The organism is Komagataeibacter europaeus (assembly GCF_002173515.1).
Taxonomy (GTDB): domain Bacteria; phylum Pseudomonadota; class Alphaproteobacteria; order Acetobacterales; family Acetobacteraceae; genus Komagataeibacter; species Komagataeibacter europaeus.
On record NZ_CP021467.1, the window covers coordinates 217,382 to 233,537 of the forward strand.

Annotated in this window: 16 protein-coding genes and 2 pseudogenes; 11 read left to right on the plus strand and 7 right to left on the minus strand. The window is 59.8% G+C overall.

What is annotated here, in order from left to right:
* Positions 1–44 precede the first annotated feature (44 nt).
* The 8 genes from S101446_RS01000 to S101446_RS01035 are packed head-to-tail and all read left to right on the plus strand — an operon-like array spanning position 45 to position 6,295.
* Positions 45–479, plus strand: coding sequence for a c-type cytochrome (locus tag S101446_RS01000; protein ID WP_244184331.1), 435 nt, complete (start codon positions 45–47; stop codon positions 477–479).
* Entirely contained in the window at positions 476–1,525 is a 1,050-nt protein-coding gene (locus tag S101446_RS01005) for a hypothetical protein (RefSeq protein WP_087607309.1), read from the plus strand. Before S101446_RS01000 ends, S101446_RS01005 begins: the two co-directional genes overlap by 4 nt.
* Positions 1,518–1,901, plus strand: coding sequence for a hypothetical protein (locus S101446_RS01010; protein WP_244184332.1), 384 nt, complete (start codon positions 1,518–1,520; stop codon positions 1,899–1,901). Before S101446_RS01005 ends, S101446_RS01010 begins: the two co-directional genes overlap by 8 nt.
* The gene (locus tag S101446_RS01015; RefSeq protein ID WP_087607311.1) at positions 1,898–2,707 is read left to right on the plus strand and encodes an SCO family protein; all 810 of its coding nucleotides are present in this window, start codon (positions 1,898–1,900) and stop codon (positions 2,705–2,707) included. Before S101446_RS01010 ends, S101446_RS01015 begins: the two co-directional genes overlap by 4 nt.
* Complete coding sequence (coxB, locus tag S101446_RS01020; protein ID WP_087607312.1) at positions 2,704–3,702, plus strand: cytochrome c oxidase subunit II; 999 nt, start codon at positions 2,704–2,706, stop codon at positions 3,700–3,702. The genes S101446_RS01015 and coxB overlap by 4 nt, the downstream gene beginning before the upstream one ends.
* Positions 3,703–3,706: 4 nt before the next feature.
* Positions 3,707–5,356, plus strand: coding sequence for a cytochrome c oxidase subunit I (locus S101446_RS01025; protein ID WP_087607313.1), 1,650 nt, complete (start codon positions 3,707–3,709; stop codon positions 5,354–5,356).
* A complete protein-coding gene (locus S101446_RS01030) occupies positions 5,349–5,981 on the plus strand; it encodes a cytochrome c oxidase subunit 3 (RefSeq protein ID WP_087607314.1) in 633 nt (210 codons plus the stop codon). The genes S101446_RS01025 and S101446_RS01030 overlap by 8 nt, the downstream gene beginning before the upstream one ends.
* Positions 5,978–6,295: a hypothetical protein gene (locus S101446_RS01035; RefSeq protein ID WP_087607315.1), complete on the plus strand. Its 318-nt coding sequence runs from the start codon at positions 5,978–5,980 to the stop codon at positions 6,293–6,295. Before S101446_RS01030 ends, S101446_RS01035 begins: the two co-directional genes overlap by 4 nt.
* A gap of 86 nt (positions 6,296–6,381) precedes the next feature.
* On the opposite strand, the pseudogene S101446_RS18300 reads toward S101446_RS01035, so the two are convergent.
* From S101446_RS18300 to S101446_RS01045, 3 genes and pseudogenes are all read right to left on the minus strand, one after another.
* A pseudogene (locus S101446_RS18300) lies at positions 6,382–6,561 on the minus strand (IS3 family transposase); the annotation flags it as partial.
* Positions 6,562–6,576: 15 nt separating this feature from the next.
* Positions 6,577–8,058, minus strand: coding sequence for a carbohydrate porin (locus tag S101446_RS01040; protein WP_087608792.1), 1,482 nt, complete (start codon positions 8,056–8,058; stop codon positions 6,577–6,579).
* An 11-nt stretch (positions 8,059–8,069) separates the two neighbouring features.
* Positions 8,070–9,413, minus strand: a complete 1,344-nt coding sequence (locus S101446_RS01045) for a GntT/GntP/DsdX family permease (RefSeq protein ID WP_010509589.1) — start codon at positions 9,411–9,413, stop codon at positions 8,070–8,072.
* A 343-nt stretch (positions 9,414–9,756) separates the two neighbouring features.
* On the opposite strand from S101446_RS01045, the gene S101446_RS01055 reads away from it, so the two are divergent.
* On the plus strand, positions 9,757–10,563 hold the full coding sequence (locus tag S101446_RS01055; RefSeq protein WP_087607317.1) for an SDR family oxidoreductase: 807 nt from the start codon (positions 9,757–9,759) through the stop codon (positions 10,561–10,563).
* A 63-nt stretch (positions 10,564–10,626) separates the two neighbouring features.
* Here S101446_RS01055 and S101446_RS01060 read toward each other — a convergent pair whose 3' ends face one another.
* On the minus strand, positions 10,627–11,745 hold the full coding sequence (locus S101446_RS01060) for an L-idonate 5-dehydrogenase (RefSeq protein WP_087607318.1): 1,119 nt from the start codon (positions 11,743–11,745) through the stop codon (positions 10,627–10,629).
* 386 nt (positions 11,746–12,131) lie between these two features.
* On the opposite strand from S101446_RS01060, the gene S101446_RS01065 reads away from it, so the two are divergent.
* Both S101446_RS01065 and S101446_RS01075 read left to right on the plus strand, forming a co-directional pair.
* Entirely contained in the window at positions 12,132–12,701 is a 570-nt protein-coding gene (locus tag S101446_RS01065; RefSeq protein WP_408884626.1) for a gluconokinase, read from the plus strand.
* 290 nt (positions 12,702–12,991) lie between these two features.
* A pseudogene (locus tag S101446_RS01075) lies at positions 12,992–13,422 on the plus strand (IS481 family transposase); the annotation flags it as partial.
* A gap of 36 nt (positions 13,423–13,458) precedes the next feature.
* Here S101446_RS01075 and S101446_RS01080 read toward each other — a convergent pair.
* From S101446_RS01080 to S101446_RS01090, 3 genes are read right to left on the minus strand one after another with little or no spacing between them, the layout of a single operon-like run.
* Positions 13,459–13,968: a RidA family protein gene (locus S101446_RS01080; RefSeq protein ID WP_087607320.1), complete on the minus strand. Its 510-nt coding sequence runs from the start codon at positions 13,966–13,968 to the stop codon at positions 13,459–13,461.
* 4 nt (positions 13,969–13,972) lie between these two features.
* Positions 13,973–14,395, minus strand: coding sequence for a c-type cytochrome (locus S101446_RS01085; RefSeq protein ID WP_010509603.1), 423 nt, complete (start codon positions 14,393–14,395; stop codon positions 13,973–13,975).
* A complete protein-coding gene (locus tag S101446_RS01090; protein WP_087607321.1) occupies positions 14,395–15,996 on the minus strand; it encodes a flavin monoamine oxidase family protein in 1,602 nt (533 codons plus the stop codon). Before S101446_RS01090 ends, S101446_RS01085 begins: the two co-directional genes overlap by 1 nt.
* Positions 15,997–16,156 lie beyond the last annotated feature (160 nt).

Here is a 16,156-nt window from a genome sequence, read left to right on the forward strand (position 1 = left end):
TCCTGCCCGGTACGTTGCTGCTTCTGGTGGCCGGGTGCGATGACATGTCAAGGCAGCATAAGGAAAACCCTTATGCCAGCCCCCGCAGCGCGCCGGCCGATGTCGTGCAGGGCAGCGTGGAATACCATGATGCCCCCCATCATGCGCCCGCCCTGACGGCCACCCTGCTGCAGCGTGGACGTAATGAATATCATGCCTTCTGCGCGCCGTGCCATGCACGGACGGGGCAGGGTGACGGCATGGTGGTGCAGCGGGGTTTTCCCGCCCCGCTGCCTCTTGCCACCGCCCCGACACGCAGCGCCACGCCAGGGCAGCTTTATGCCATCATCACAATGGGGCAGGGCGTGATGTATGGTTTTGCCCAGCGGATCATGCCCGATGACCGCTGGGCCATCGTGGCCTATCTGTACGCGCTGCGCCGCAGCCAGCAGGCCATGCTGGCCGACATGACCCCCGCCCAGCGGGCTACCCGGCCATGAACCGTGTCCGGTACAGCGCATTTCTGGTGGCGCCTGTCGCGCTGGCTGGCATGGTGGCCGCTGCCATCTTCATGCCAGCCGCCGCATTCCCCGCATGGCTTGCGGTCGGGGCGGCATGGCTTGGCTGGCCGCTTGGCAGCATGGCGCTCATGCTGGTGCATGCCCTTACGGGCGGGCGCTGGGGGGAAATCCTGCACCCCGCCCTGCGCGCGGGGACTGCAACCCTCCCGCTGGGCCTGCCCGCGCTGGGGGGCGTTATGCTGGGCGCACGCTACCTGTACCCGTGGCTGCACCCGGACAGGGCCACGCCACTGGCAAACGGCTTCTATCTCAACATGCCTGCCGCGCTCGCACGGGTGGGGATCTATGTGGTTGCGTGGGGCGCATTGGGGCTGGTCTGCCTGCGCAGGCGGGATCTGGGGCGGGTGGCGCCTGCCGGGCTGATCGTACTGGGTTTTACATCCGGCTTTGCGGCAATCGACTTTACGGAATCGCTTGATCCGCATTTCAGTTCCAGTGCTTACGGGCTGGTGGCCTCTGCCGGGGCCGTACTGCTGGCGTTTGCGATAGGGATCGTGCTGGACGCGGCACGGGCAGGTACGGCGGAATTGCCGGATCTGGCGCGCCTGCTGCTGGGGCTTACGGTGCTGTGGGCCTATCTGGATTTCATGCAATTCCTGATCGTGTGGCAGTCCAACCTGCCGGTGGAGGCGGCATGGTATGGCCCCCGCCTGCGCGGTAGGTGGGGGGTGGTGGCACTGTGTATCGTGGGGCTGCATTTTATCCTGCCATTCGTGCTGCTGGCCGTGCCGCGATTACAGGCACTGCGGCCTGTCGTTATGGCAGTGGCCGGGTTGCTGGTGGGCATGGAGGTGGTGCGCAATTTCTGGCTGGTGCTGCCTGGCCTTTCATCCGCATACGTCGTTCCGCCCGTGCTGCTGTCGCTTGCCTTCTTCGGCAGTGCGAGCATTTTTCTGGCTTTTCGCCCCACGATACAGGTGCCGTTTGCAGCACGCGGACCCGAGGGGAAAGATGTTCATGTCTGAGCACAAATCCCAACCTGGCGCACCACCATCGGGGCATGAAACCCGCGATGTTTCCTTTCGTGCAGTCATGATCGGGGGGCTGGCCATCGGTCTGGCGGTGGGCGGGCTTGTGGTGGCGGCGGATATGCTGTTTCCGCAAAAATCACTCGACCGCCTGCTCAAGCCGCCTTTCCCGGTCATTGCCGAACCCCGGCTTCAGTCTGATCCGGTAGCGGACATGGCGGCATTCGCGGCCCGTGAAAAGAACGCCCTGAACAGTTTCGGCTGGACGGATACGGACAGGGGGATCGGCCATATTCCGATCGATCAGGCCATGCAGGAAATCGCCCGCGAAGGCATTCCCGGCTGGCCGGCGAACGCAGGGGCCGCACCATGATGGGATACCGTGCGGCCCTGTTGCGTCATGGCATGGTGCTGGTGGTCGTACTGGCCTGCATTGTGCCGGCATGGTGGATACAGCCTGCCGCGGCGCAGGATACATTGCAGGCGCTGGCTTTTACCCCACGGCAGGGCGCAGTACTGCCGCTTGATGCGCCCTTTACCGATACGTCAGGCCAGACCCGGCCATTGCGGGCCTTTCTGGGGCACGGGGCGACCATTGTATCAATGGGATATTATGCCTGTCCCAACATGTGTGAACTTGAACGCACGGACCTGCTGGACGCGCTGGCGCGGGGGGGGCTGAAAACGCCAGCGGATTACACGCTGCTGGTTGTCAGTATCGACCCGGCGGAAACACGCTTTACGGCGCGGCAGGCGCTTGTGGAAGATCTGGCACGCTTTCCCGACCCGGGGGCGGGGCAGGGATGGCATTTCGTGACCGGCGCGCCCGCCAGCATACGGCGCCTGTCGCGCGCGGTGGGATTTCACGCGCGTTATGATGAAAAACTCCACCAGTACCTGCATCCCATGGGGCTGGTGTTCATAACCCCGGCAGGCATCGTATCGGGGTATGTGCTGGGTATCGGTTACCAGCCGGGTGACGTAAGGCAGGCCGTGGTCCATGCCGCGCGTGGCGAGCAGGCCAGTGCCGCGCCCATCCTGCTTCTGTGCTTTCATTACGATGAAACGACCGGCCGTTATACGCTGGCAGTGGAAAAACTGCTGAAACTGGGCGGCGTTCTGACCGTGCTGATGCTGGGCACCCTGCTGGGCATGGCCCACTGGCGGGGGCAAAGATGAGCTGGCTGCCCGAAGCATCAGCCCATGCCAGCCGGGTCGATATCCTGCTGGCGGGGCTGCTGCTTATCAGCCTGGCGGTGCTCGGGCTGGTATTCGGGCTGATGATGCTCAACATCATCCGCTTCCGCGTTGGCAGCAGGGTGCCCGTCTCGGCGGAGACGGTGGCCCATAAAAGCTGGCGTTTCGAGATTGGCTGGACCGCGACCACGCTGGCTATCTTTTTCATGCTGTTCCTGTGGGCGGCACGGCTTTACGTGGTGGGGTTCCAGCCGCCACCCGGCGCCATCCAGATTTATGTGACGGGCAAGCAGTGGATGTGGAAGGTCCAGTATCCCGGTGGCCAGCGTGAAATCAATGCGCTGCATGTGCCAATGGGGCGGCCGGTGCAACTTCTGCTTACGTCGGAAGATGTCATTCATGATTTCTCGATCCCGGTGCTGCGCATCAAGCATGACGTGCTGCCCAGCCGGTACCAGAGCCTGTGGTTCACCGCGACACAGGCGGGGGCATTCCGTTTTTACTGCACGCAGTTCTGTGGCATCGGGCATTCGCGCATGACCGGCACCCTGATTGTCCTGACCCCGACCGATTATGCCAGATGGCTGGGCCAGACCCCTGCCAGCGGCAGCCTGGCGACAAAGGGGGAAGCCCTGTTCATCCACAACGGATGCAGCGGCTGCCATGTATCGCAGCCTTATGCCCCCAGTGCGGATGATACCAGTCGCGCGCCGTCCATGGTGGGGCTGTATGGCAGCGAGGTCACCGGCGCGGATGGCCAGCGCATGCGGGTGGATAACGCATTCCTGCACGATGCCATCCTTCATATCGGGGCTGCGCGCGGGCAGGTGGTGACTTACGCCACCCGGATGCCGTCGTACCGTGGCGTGCTGGGGGAGGAGGATCTGGCGGCCCTGATTGCCTATCTCCAGACCCTCTCGCCATCCCGGTCGTCGGGTATGGGCGTATCGGCCGTCAGTGCGCGCAAAGGGGACTGACACAATGGCACCCATATCTGGCCCGGACACCACGCAGCGCAGCTATCTGTGGCAGGATGGCACGGTGCGCTCGTGGCTGCTGACAACCGATCATAAACGGATCGCGCTGTTATACATGGCCTCGATCACCGCGTTTTTCGTGCTTGGCAGCGTTGGCGCGGCCCTGATCCGGCTGCACCTGATTTCCCCCACCGGGGCCATCCTGTCCGATGCGACCTACAGCCGCATGTTCACCATGCACGGCATTGTCATGGTGTGGCTGTTCCTTGTGCCTTCCATACCGGTCACGCTGGGCAATTTTCTTGTGCCCCTCATGCTGGGGGCCAAGGACCTGGCCTTTCCACGCCTGAACCTGATCAGCTGGTACCTGTTCATCATGGCGGGCGCGCTGGTGGTGTACGGCCTGTTCCGTGGCGGGCTGGAAACGGGATGGACCTTCTATACCCCGCTTTCCACCGATTATACGCAAGGTCGCGTGCTGCCGGTCGTGGCGGGGGTGTTCCTGAGCGGGTTTTCCTCCATTGCCACGGGGGTGAATTTCATCATCAGCATCCATCAGCTTCGCGCGCCGGGACTGACATGGTACCGGCTGCCACTCATGCTGTGGGCGCTTTATGCCACCAGCGTCATTTTTGTTCTGGCGACCCCGGTGCTCAGTATTACGCTGCTTCTTCTGGCGTTCGAACATTTCTTTCATGTCGGTGTATTCGACCCCGCGCTGGGGGGTGATCCGCTCCTGTTCCAGCACCTGTTCTGGTTCTACTCCCACCCGGCGGTCTATATCATGATCCTGCCGGGTATGGGCGTGGTCAGCGAGGTTGTGAGCACGTTCTGCCACAAACCGGTTTTTGGCTACCGGTTCGTGGCGTGGTCTTCCATATCCATCGCGGCCATCGGCTTTCTGGTCTGGGGACATCATATGTTCGTGGCTGGCACATCGCTTTATGCGGCGGTTGTGTTTTCCATGCTGAGCTTTCTGGTATCGGTGCCCTCGGCCATCAAGGTCTTCAACTGGCTGGGCACCATGCATGGTGGCGCCATAAGACTTGACGCCCCGATGCTTTATGCCATGGGGTTCATCGGGCTTTTTACGGTGGGCGGCCTTACGGGGCTGTTTCTGGCTTCCCTTGCCAGCGACGTGCATCTGACCCAGACATATTTCGTGGTGGCGCATTTCCACTATATCATGGTCGGCGGCATGGTATCGGCCTATTTTGCCGGCCTGCATTACTGGTGGCCCAAGATAACAGGGCGCATGTACCCTGAAATGTGGGGGCGCACGGCAGCGGCGCTGCTGTTCTTTGGCTTCAACCTGACATTCTTCCCCCAGTTCATTCTGGGTTATGAGGGCATGCCGCGCCGGTACGCGACCTATCCCGCGCAATTTCAGGTACTTAATGTCCTGTCGTCTGCCGGTGCCAGCATTCTTGCGCTGGCCTATATCCTACCGTTGATCTACTTCACCTGGTCGCTGTTCCGCGGCGCGCTTTCAACCGACAATCCATGGCAGGCGACCGGGCTGGAATGGCGGACGTCCTCGCCCCCGCCAGTGGAGAATTTCATTACCCCGCCCGTCGTAACACATGAAGCCTATGATTACGCCGCACTGGACCACCCGGACACCGCCCAGCGTGCGGAGGCCCCGCATGTCTGAGCACCCTGAACCCTATGACAGCCCGCAGCACCGCGATGAAACGGCAATAGCCGGCATGTGGCTGTTTCTTGCCAGCGAAATACTGCTGTTTGGCGGTCTGTTCCTGATTTTTGTGGTCTATTCCCACAGCCATGCCGCAGGCTGGGCGCTGGGGGTCAGGCATACCAGCCTTGTAATCGGCGGCATCAATACCGTACTCCTGCTGACCAGCAGCATGGTCTATACCCTTGGTGTAGAAGCCGCACGCAATGGAAATGCGCGTGGCATCATCCAGGCCGGGCTGGGTGCGGCCGCGCTGGGTATGACTTTTCTGTGCCTCAAAGGGTGGGAATGGCATACGGAACTCGGTGAGCACCTGTTTCCCGGACCCGGATTTGCCATCGGCGGCCCACAGGCCGGTGGGGCGCAGCTTTTCTACAGCTTCTATTTTCTCTCCATCGCACTGCATGGTCTGCACATGCTGGTGGGGATCGGGCTGATTGCCTGGGTCTGCCTGCGGACTTACCGGGGCAGGGGCAGGCTGCTCCAGGTCATGCCAGTCGAGGTTGTCGGTCTTTACTGGAGTTTTGTCGATCTGGTCTGGATCCTGCTTTTTCCCGTTCTTTACCTGATCGGGCGGGTATGATGGTACGCGTCCTGTCATGCTGGGTTGTGCTGCTGATGCTGCTGGCAGTGGAACTGCTCGTGGCTGCAGCCGGGTCCGGCTGGGGCATTGGCGCCTGTGCCGGAATGATGGCTCTGCTGATTGCCTATGGCTTCATGCGTATTAAGCGGGCCCCCGCGCTGGCCTTTATTTTTGCCATTGGTGGTCTGTTCTGGCTGTCCATCCTGCTTGCGCTGGGCAGCCTGGACAGTTTTACACGCACCAATTTCCCGGTAGGCGATACGTTATCTTCCACTGCGCACGACCCGCGCACACCGCCTGATACCGCGCCCTGATGCAAAATTATTTACCGCGCGTCACAAACCGGGCAGCACTGCAGCCATTATCTGAAGCCGGACATGCCATGAACCACAGGTCAGCAATAGACACCGGACCGGTTGAGCTGCAGCAGCGCACTGCCGCATCACCGGAGGTCGTGGCTGTGGCATGTTGATCATTTGCCGCCTCTGATCACGCGACAGCGAACGGAGGTATTACGTAAAAAATCCCGTTCCACCAGCAGTTCGCCAACCTTCGCATGCAGCTTCGCCACGTCAACCGGCCGTGCCGACCTGCCTTACATCAACTGGATGTGGCTTTTGAATCCCAACAGGGCTGCGTCACGCAGGTTGGATTGGGCATTGGGGTGAATATAGTATTCGAACAATGGGGTGAAGATAACGCCCGGCATGACGTGTATGGCATAGTTTGCTTCCATGACGACCGTATCGCGCTGCACGCCGGTTGCATGGTTGGGCAGGCTGCTTCTGTTGCCGGTGTCGATCATGTCCTGTTCCGTCATTGTCACGCCATCGGCGATCCGTGTATAGGTCAGGGCGAAGCCCATCGTGTCATACGGACGCGCACGGAAGTAACCGCGATTGATCAGCGCGGCATATACAAGATATTTGCGCAGTGACGTACGCGGGTCGTTATATATCGCGCCGGACAGCGCGGTCAGGCCGGAATCCTTGTCATGGTAATGCAGCAGACGCTGGTCGAACATGACCCATGTGGACCATGACGCGCCATGCTGTCTCTGCTTGCGGCCCGTCAGCGCGTAGGGTGCGCCGGCCACGTCAAGGTAATTATCGTTCTGCGGTGTGCTGAACAGCTGCGCACCGAATTTATAATGCCCCGGCAGGGTGCCATGGCGGAACACGGGTTCCCACGCGGTTTCGATTGGTGCTGCATAACCGATGATGTTCGCGCCATTGAACTTGAAGCCGGTGCGGTGCTGGTACACCTGGTAAATCCCGTTTTCAATCGGGTACAGGCCGGTCTGTACGTAAACCGACCGGGCGGGGCGGCCACGCACGCGGAACCCCCATGTGCCCGCGGGGTAGCCCGCGTCGTAATTCGTGTCGGTAATGCCCTTGGGCCGTCCGCAGAAACTGCCGTTCTGGAAGTTGCAGAACAGGGGGCTGGCCGCGAAATCCGATATTTCGGACATGCGGCCTGCGGCAATCGCCAGCCGGCCGCCCAGAAGCGTTTCCTCCCCATAGGCATAGACAAGGTGGACCACCACGTTGCCGCCGCCGCCGTAATCTTCGGATGCATGGTTCAGCCAGTCGCCAAACATGCGGTTGGCGGTCGTGCCATACCGGCCCACGGTTATCATATGGGTGGCGAACCCGTGCCAGCCCGCCAGCTTGTCCCAGTCCACGTCCAGCTGCATGGCGTACTGCCCGGCGTTGCTGGCCCCCTGCTTGTAATTGCTGAACCCCGGCGTGCTGCCCCGCGTGGGCGGCGTGATCGCACCCGCGAATTCATTGGTATTGTCCACAAGGAAGTTGATGCCGCGACGGCGCAGCCATTTTGACACGGGGTTGGGGGCCACCGCTTCGGGCTGGGAAAACGGCGGCACCCATGTCTTGTGCGAGTCATGCTTTGGCAGCGGGCGCGACACCAGCAGGCTGGGGGCCGATCCGATGTCACGATCCATGACCTGTGCCCCTGCGGGCATGACCCCGTACAGCAGGCAGCCCAGCGCAAGGGCGGTCGCCTGAAGCGCCATATTGCGCGCGCGCACGGGTATTGCGGTATCCGGAAACAGCATGATGCGTCCCTTCAATGCACGAAAATGGAAGCAATCAGGCAGAAGACCAGCCCGCATACCGCAATCAGCGTTTCCAGCACTGACCACGTTTTTATGGTCTGCGGTACGGTCAGGCCCAGATATTCCTTGATCTGCCAGAAACCGGCGTCATTCATCGGGCCGAAGGCAACCGATCCCGCCCCGGTCACCAGCACCATAAGTTCAGGTGAGACCCCGGTGCTGTGTTCCAGGATGGGGGCGACAATGCCCGACGCCGTCGCCATCGCCACGGTGGACGACCCGCACGCCACGCGCACGATGGCCGCCAGCACCCATGCCAGCACCAGCAGGGGCATGTGCGCGCCAAGGGCGGCATCGGTGATGGCGCGTGATACCCCGCTGTCGATCAGCACCCGGCCAAAGCCGCCGCCCGCGCCGATCAGCAGCATGATGAGCGCCGTGGGGCCAAGGCATTCGTTGGTAAAGCGCAGGATGGTGGCGGCAGAAAAACCCTGCGCCACCCCCAGCACGTAAAAGGACAGCAGCGTTGCCAGCGCAAGCGCTATGTCCGTATTGCCCACGAAATGCAGCACCGTATTGGCCGTACCGTGTACCGTCGTGATCCGGTCGGCCATCGAGCCGACCAGCATCAGGACAACAGGTGAAAGGATGGTAAAAACCGTCAGGAAGAAGCTCGGCATATTGGTCGCCGGTTCGTGTTTGACGAACTGTTCCGCCAGCGGGTTTACCCCGCTCAGCGGCACGCGGGCAGAGGCAAAGCGGCCAAAGACCGGCCCGGCAATTACGGCGATGGGTGTGCCGATCACGATACCCAGCATGATTGTATGGCCGATATTGGCGTGATACGCGCTAAGGGCCAGCAACGCCGCCGGATGCGGCGGAATAAGCGCATGCGTGACCGACAGCGCCGCCCCCATGGGCAACGCCACCCGCAGCAGGGGCATATTGGTGCGGTCCGCCAGCACGAATACCAGTGGAATGAGCAGGACGAAGCCCACCTCAAAAAACACAGGCAGGCCGATCAGCAGGCCAATCACCATCATGGCCCAGTCCACGCGTTCGCGCCCTGCGAACCCGGATATGGTCAGTGCAATACGGTCGGCCCCGCCGGATTCCGCCAGCATCTTGCCCAGCATGGTGCCAAGCGCGATGACGGTGCCAACATGGCCGAGTACATGGCCCGCGCCATTTTCAAAGGACGCAACGACATGATCCGCCGGCATGCCGGCAAAAAGGGCAAGGGCTATGGATACGACGAAAAGAACAATGAAGGGGTTCAGACGGAACCGGGCGATCAGGACAATAACGGCCAGAATTGCCGTTACCGCAAGAGAGATGGCAAATGCCGCGCTCATCCCATAAACACTCCCATGGTTTGACATAACGCCTAACGCCTGCGGTTGATGGGAAGGTCAAACCATAAAGAAAATGTTATAAAAACATCGTTTGTCCTATAATTGTTCTGATCATTGTTGCGGGATCCTAAATAAAAATAGACATAAAAACTAAAAATATACATGTCTTTTGCAGAAAAATTTTTTATGAATTGTGCAATGCACAATGTCTGGTCCAGCCCCATCGGGGATGACAGGTTACCTGTCATGATCATGTAGCCTTTCCACACAGGGCAACGGGCCTGCAGCATGATTGCGCCGCCGCACGCGCAGACGTGTGAGGGCATGGACGCGTGGTCCTGCTATGATCATGGTCCTGATAACACAGACGGACATTGTCATGCAGGACGATACTCTTTTTTCACTGGCCGGAAGATGCGCGCTTGTTACCGGGGCCTCTCGCGGCATCGGCCTGACCCTGGCGCGGGGCCTTGGCCGGTATGGGGCGAAAATTGTGCTGAATGGCCGCCATCCCGAACCGCTGGAGGCCGCCCGCGCCATGCTGGAACGCGAAGGGGTGGATGCCGCGATCGCGCCCTTTGATGTGACTGATCAGGATGCCGTCATTGCAGGGGTTGAAAAGATAGAGGGCGAATGCGGGCCGATTGATATCCTGATCAACAATGCCGGCATCCAGCGCCGTGCGCCGCTGGATCAGTTCAGCCGGGCGGACTGGGATGCCCTGATTGCCACGAACCTTAACGCGGTTTTCTTTGTCGGGCAGGCCGTGGCAAGGCATATGCTGCCGCGTGGGCGGGGGAAGATCGTCAATATCTGTTCGGTACAGAGCGAACTGGCACGACCAGGCATCGCGCCCTATACCGCAACCAAGGGGGCGGTCAAAAACCTGACCAAGGGCATGGCAACGGACTGGGCGCGTCATGGTCTGCAGATTAACGGGCTTGCTCCGGGTTATTTTAAAACGGAAATGAATGAAAAGCTGGTGGCCGACCAGGCGTTCACCCACTGGCTGTGCCAGCGCACGCCTGCCGGTCGCTGGGGGAACGTGGAGGAACTTGTCGGGGCGGCTGTCTTTCTGTCTTCCGATGCCTCAAGCTTTGTCAACGGGCATGTGCTCATGGTTGACGGGGGCATAACCGCTTCCGTGTAAACGGAAGCCGGGCTTCTTACCCATTTCTGTCAGTAAGGTCGGGCAGAAATGGGTAGCGTCCTTTCAACTGCTCAGGGACAGCAGGATCTTGGCGGCCTGCCTGCGATCTGGCGCCAGGGCAAAGGCTGCGGCAAATTCGCTCAGGGGAAATTGCTGGGTGACCAGAATATCTGCAATTTCGGGCCGTTCGGCCAGTAGGGCAAGGGCTGCATCAAATTCGGTGTCAAAACGGAAAGTGCCCCTGAAATCGAGTTCACGGTTGATGATCTGGGCAATCGGCACGGGTATGTCCCCTGGCGGGAACATGCCAACCTGCACCAGTATGCCGCCCCGCCGTGTGCGGGCTATGGCCGCAGGCAGGGCGGCTGGCACGCCTGTGGCCTCAAACAGGATATCGAATTCTTCCTCTACTGCGGCATGGCGGGTGTTGTAGCACCTGCTTGCGCCCAGCCGGGTTGCGCATTGCAGTGGAAAATCTTCCAGATCAGTTGCCACAATCCGTTCTGCCCCGTGATGGACCAGCCCCGCCACGATTAACAGCCCGATTGGCCCCGCACCCTGCACCATCACGCTACGACCGCGCACATCGCCCGCGCGCGCAATGGCATGCAGGGCCACGGATAAGGGTTCGGCAAGACAGGCCCGGCGGAGCGTCAGGCCGGGGGGGAGGGCATGAAGTTGCGCCGCCTTGACAGTCATCGCCCGACGAAAGCCGCCATCGGTATGGGGATCACGGGCGGCACTACCCAGAAAACACATGTTACGACACAGGTTGCGCTGTTCGCGCATACATTCGGGGCAGTGACCACAGGGTCGCGCGGGGTGAATGGCCACGGCCTCGCCTACGGAAAAGCCTTTAACATCGCTGCCCAGCGCATCAATGGTGCCCGAGACTTCATGCCCCAGAACCATGGGGGCGTGCAGCACGGACGCCCCCACGCCTCCATGCGCAAAATAATGCAGGTCCGAACCGCATATGCCGCCCCAGGCCATATTTACCCGTACTTCATCGGCGCCGGGATAGGGTAGGGAAGCGGGATCCAGCCTCAGGTCATGCGGCGCATGGATAACCAGTGCCTCGGTCAGGCAGGAACCGACGTTTTTTTGACTTGCTTCAGCGTACACGTTCAGGATGCTCCCCGCCTGTAACAGGACCGCCGCCGCATAAGGACGACAGGCCATTTTCCTGTTTTTTTTGAGCCGACATGACAGCCCAGAACAGTGCATGGCACAAAAATAAGGCTGCGCTCACTCTAACGAGACAGTAGACGGTCTGGTTTCCAGCATGAGCAGGGACGACGATCGTCGGTGGAAACGGATCAGGTGCTGCGCGCATGGTCGCCTGAATATTGTCCAGCCTGAGGCGTCCGTATCGAAGACTGGGGCGGTCAGTACTTCACGCAATGCCTATACGCTACCATTTTACTGGATTTATTCATCCCGTTTCTGTCAGGATAAGACGACCTTGTGCGTCAACGGGGCGAGAAATGATTACTTTCTTATTCGTTCCCTGTTCAGAGAGGCGAAGGCTTATCACTTTATCATGATAATATTCGGTAGGATATGCAATGTATGATACTGGGCAGGATATGGTTTCACTCTCACGTAGATTTGGTGAGGCAGGACGACCGTGTGTGCTGATTGTTATGGGCGTGTCAGGTTGTGGCAAGAGTACACTGGCCCAACTGATGGCTGAACGGATGGCCTGGCCCCTTATCGAAGGGGACGACCTGCATCCTCCCGCCAATATCGCGCGAATGAGCAACGGCATTCCGTTGACCGATATGGATCGTACGCCATGGCTTGATCTTATTGCTGGCCGGATACAGTCATGGCGCGATGCAGGCCAGTGTGGCATCGTGACGTGTTCATCGCTAAAGCGCAGTTACCGTAGACAGATTGGCGGCGACAGCGCGGATGTCTGCTTTGTCTATCTCAAGGGCAGCAGGGAGGACATCATGCCCCGCCTGCACCAGCGCACCGGTCATTTCATGCCGGTTGCCATGCTGGACAGCCAGTTCGCCACGCTGGAGGAACCCGACATGCATGAGGAAGTGGTCATGGTTCTGGATGTCAACGCCCCGCAGGAGCATCTGGCTGAGCGGGCCTGTGCACATCTGGCACAGTTTTCCCTGTAAAAACACGGCATGCCGTGACCGGTATTCCCTCACTATCTGATACCGAAACTCCCGAAGTCCTGGCCCACAAGTGTGCGTGTTTTAGGGCTTGTTAGACCATGAATGACAGAACGGATTGCATCGCTGTTTATGATGAGCATGATGCAGCCTGGCATTTCCGATACCGCATAGTCCGTCTGGGAGCCTTTGATCGAGGAAATCCGCCCGAAGGGCAGGACCTCACCGAGGAACTTTCGGCGGACGATATTCGCGATTTTCTGGCGCCATCGAAGCGGCGCGAAGTGGCGGACGCATCAGATCCCAGGGAGCTGCGCTCAGCGCTGCATCACTGTCTTCATCGTCATGGAATTTCATGCTGGCCTGACATTGAAGGGGACAAACCGAAGCGTCAGCGCTTCAGACGCTACCCGATCAGGTTCTTCAACCTCGATATCGCCGAGGTCCAGACTGCTGATGGTAAGTCGTATCTCTTTGTGACCATGGACCGGACGAGCAAGTTTGCGGTAGTGCAACTCGCGGACAAGGCCACCAGAAGAACAGCCCTGGACCAATGGCCAAGGTCGAGCGGATGAACCGCACGATCATGGAAACAACTGTCAAACACTTCCATTACGACGGCCATGAGCAGTTGAGGACTCACCTCAATGATCTCATGGCCGCCTGTAATTTCGGGCGAAGGCTCAAGATACTCAAAAGTCTCACGCCCTATGAATACATCTGCAACGAAACGCGTCAGTTCGATGATATATGCGACCGATTACTTTAAAGGCATGCGTGCCGCAGTAACCTCGATTTCAACCAGCCAGCCCGGATTGGCCAGACGGGCAACACCAAAGGCCGACCGGACCGGCAGAGCCGGCTGTTTGTCGGTACCATAAAACTGGGTGTAGGCTTTCATCATCCCGTCAAAATCGAGTTTGCCCAGCTTGGGATCATCAACCATGTAGATATGCATCTGCACGACATCGCCCATGCCCAGACCCAGCTTTTTCAGTTCATCCTGAATACGCCGCAGGGCAGCAAAGGTCTGGGCCTGCGTGTCCCCATAGGCGGCAAGGGTGTGCGGGTCTGCCTTCTTGTCCTGCACCGGCGCGCCCATGCCGCTGAGGTAGATGGTGCTCGCCCCGGCTGGAACCTCGATAGACGATGCAATGGGAAATTTGCCAGCGGAGTGACGCACGATACCGTCATCGGCCCAGGCAGGGACGGCACCAGCCATGCCCGTCATGATGGTCAGGCCCGCAACTGTCTTCTTAAGGTCGAACATCTGTCTACTGCTCCTGCGGTGATGTGGCGGGTCGCTGGGCGGCGACATCGGCCGGTGTAATGGCATCCGTATAATGATTGCCAAAATGCGTGCGGATGTAATTGACCACATTGGCAATCTGGTCATCTTTCAGCGTGCCCGAAAACCATGGCATGCCGCCATATCCGTTCATGATGACATAAACCGGATAGGCACTGCTCTGCAGTTTTGCATTGCCGGCAAAGGCGGGGAACTGCGCGCCAGCCCCGGTCGCCCCCTTGCCGTCGGGCATGTGACAGCCCTGGCAGACATGGCGATATACGTCCTCGCCTGTATTCAGGGGCTGTACCTCACCCACAACAGCGCTGGCGCTATCCGCCCGCGCGGGATGGGAGGTGGCCAGAAGCGGCAGGGAGGCAAGAACGGAAAGGAAAAGGATCTTGCGCATCAGCTGGCTCCCTGTGCCCGTTTATGCAGTTGGGTTACGGCATCCAGCGCGGACAGGATGGCCCCTTCCTGCCAGCAGCCCACATAGGATGCATGTTCACCAGCCAGCACGATGCGGTTGTCCATCGTGCACAGGGCCTTGTAATGGGTCTTGCGGGCCTGTTCGCTCCACATCGAGCAGCAGCCCATGGTCCAGGGCACGCGGCTCCATGCAAAACTGACGCCGTTGGAAAATTCCTTGCGGTATTGCTTATGGAAGACCTCACCCTGCGCAAGGGCATGTTCGATCCGCTCCTGCGGGGTCATGCCGGCAAAATCATATGCTGCCGGGCCGAACATGTAGCCCCCCAGCAGGACCGCTGGCCCGCGGGAGAAGTAGCCATGGCTGGGATAGGAAATCTGGCTGATCGGCTGGTCGGTAAAGCTGATGCCGCCATAGATCTGGTCATCCTCCTCCCAGAACCGGCGCTTGAATTCCAGCCCCAGCTTGACGGAGGAAGCATAGGGCACCGCCATGATCGCGGCCTTGAGCGGTGCGCCAACCTGCACGTCAAGCTGCGACAGGATGGGAAGCGGGATGGTGCACACGCAGTAATCGGCCTGCGCCTCACGCACGGCACCGCCATGGGTCATATCGTTATAGGTAACCGTTACGCCGCTGTCGTCCTGATGGATCGCGGTGACCTTGCAGTTCAGGGTGATCAGGTCATGCACCTGCCTGTTGAAGCCCTTGCCGATCATGTCCATGCCACCCACGGGCTGGAACATGGTGGTCTGCATGTCCAGACGTTCATGGAAGGCCAGCCATGTCCACAGGCCGGAGCGCATGACATCCTTGCGGGCAAACGGCTCGGACGGGATGGGCGCGCCATTTATGCCGCCACCCTGCGCCTTTTCGTAACCACGGGTTTCGGAACTGATAATACCTTTGCTGTAATTCAGCCCGGAATCCAGACTGCCCCACCGCCGCATGGCGGTCATGATGTGATCATGCTCATCGGCCGAAACCATGTCATCAAGCTTGTGCTGGTTGATCGCCTTGCCCAGCAGTTCCGCCGTGAAACCATGAAAATCCGAGGCGAATTCCCGATACCGGACCGGCTTGCCGTCAAACGCCCGGCTCGAATGAAGCCATGAATTGTGGTTCAGTTCCACAAACGGTTCCAGTTCCACCCCGAATTCGCGGCAATAATGCAGCAGGCCCTGATGGTGATAGGGAATACGCCACGGACCCGGATTGATGTAATTGCCGGATGCGAAACCGACCTTCTGGGTAACACCCCCCAGTTCGGTTACGGTATCGCCCCCACGCAGGCTGATATTACGGCCACCGGCGCGGTTCTGGAATTCCAGAACCTGCACATGGTAGCCTGCCTTGCGCAGTTCATAGGCGGAAAGCATGCCCGCGAGTCCGGCCCCCAGAACCAGCACGCGTGTGCCACGTTTTGCACCGGACAGGACAGGGGGGGCGGTAAAGTCCGTGCCCTGCGCATGCCCCATGGACGTCATGGCCTGATACAGTGCCGCACTGCCGGCAAGGGTGCCGATCCGGGTTAGAAGTTGCCTGCGCGTGGGCGCCTTGCGCGGATGAGCGTTTGTCACCAGAAAATTCCCATAATATCGACTGTGGTAAAGGTGGCTTCCATTGGATCGGACCGATTCCGACCGAACACGATGCCAGCAGGTACGAAGATCATGCCCCCCAGGAAAATTAGGTACACTTCAGAAATAATACAGAAAAACAGAAGCCTGTCACGCCTGC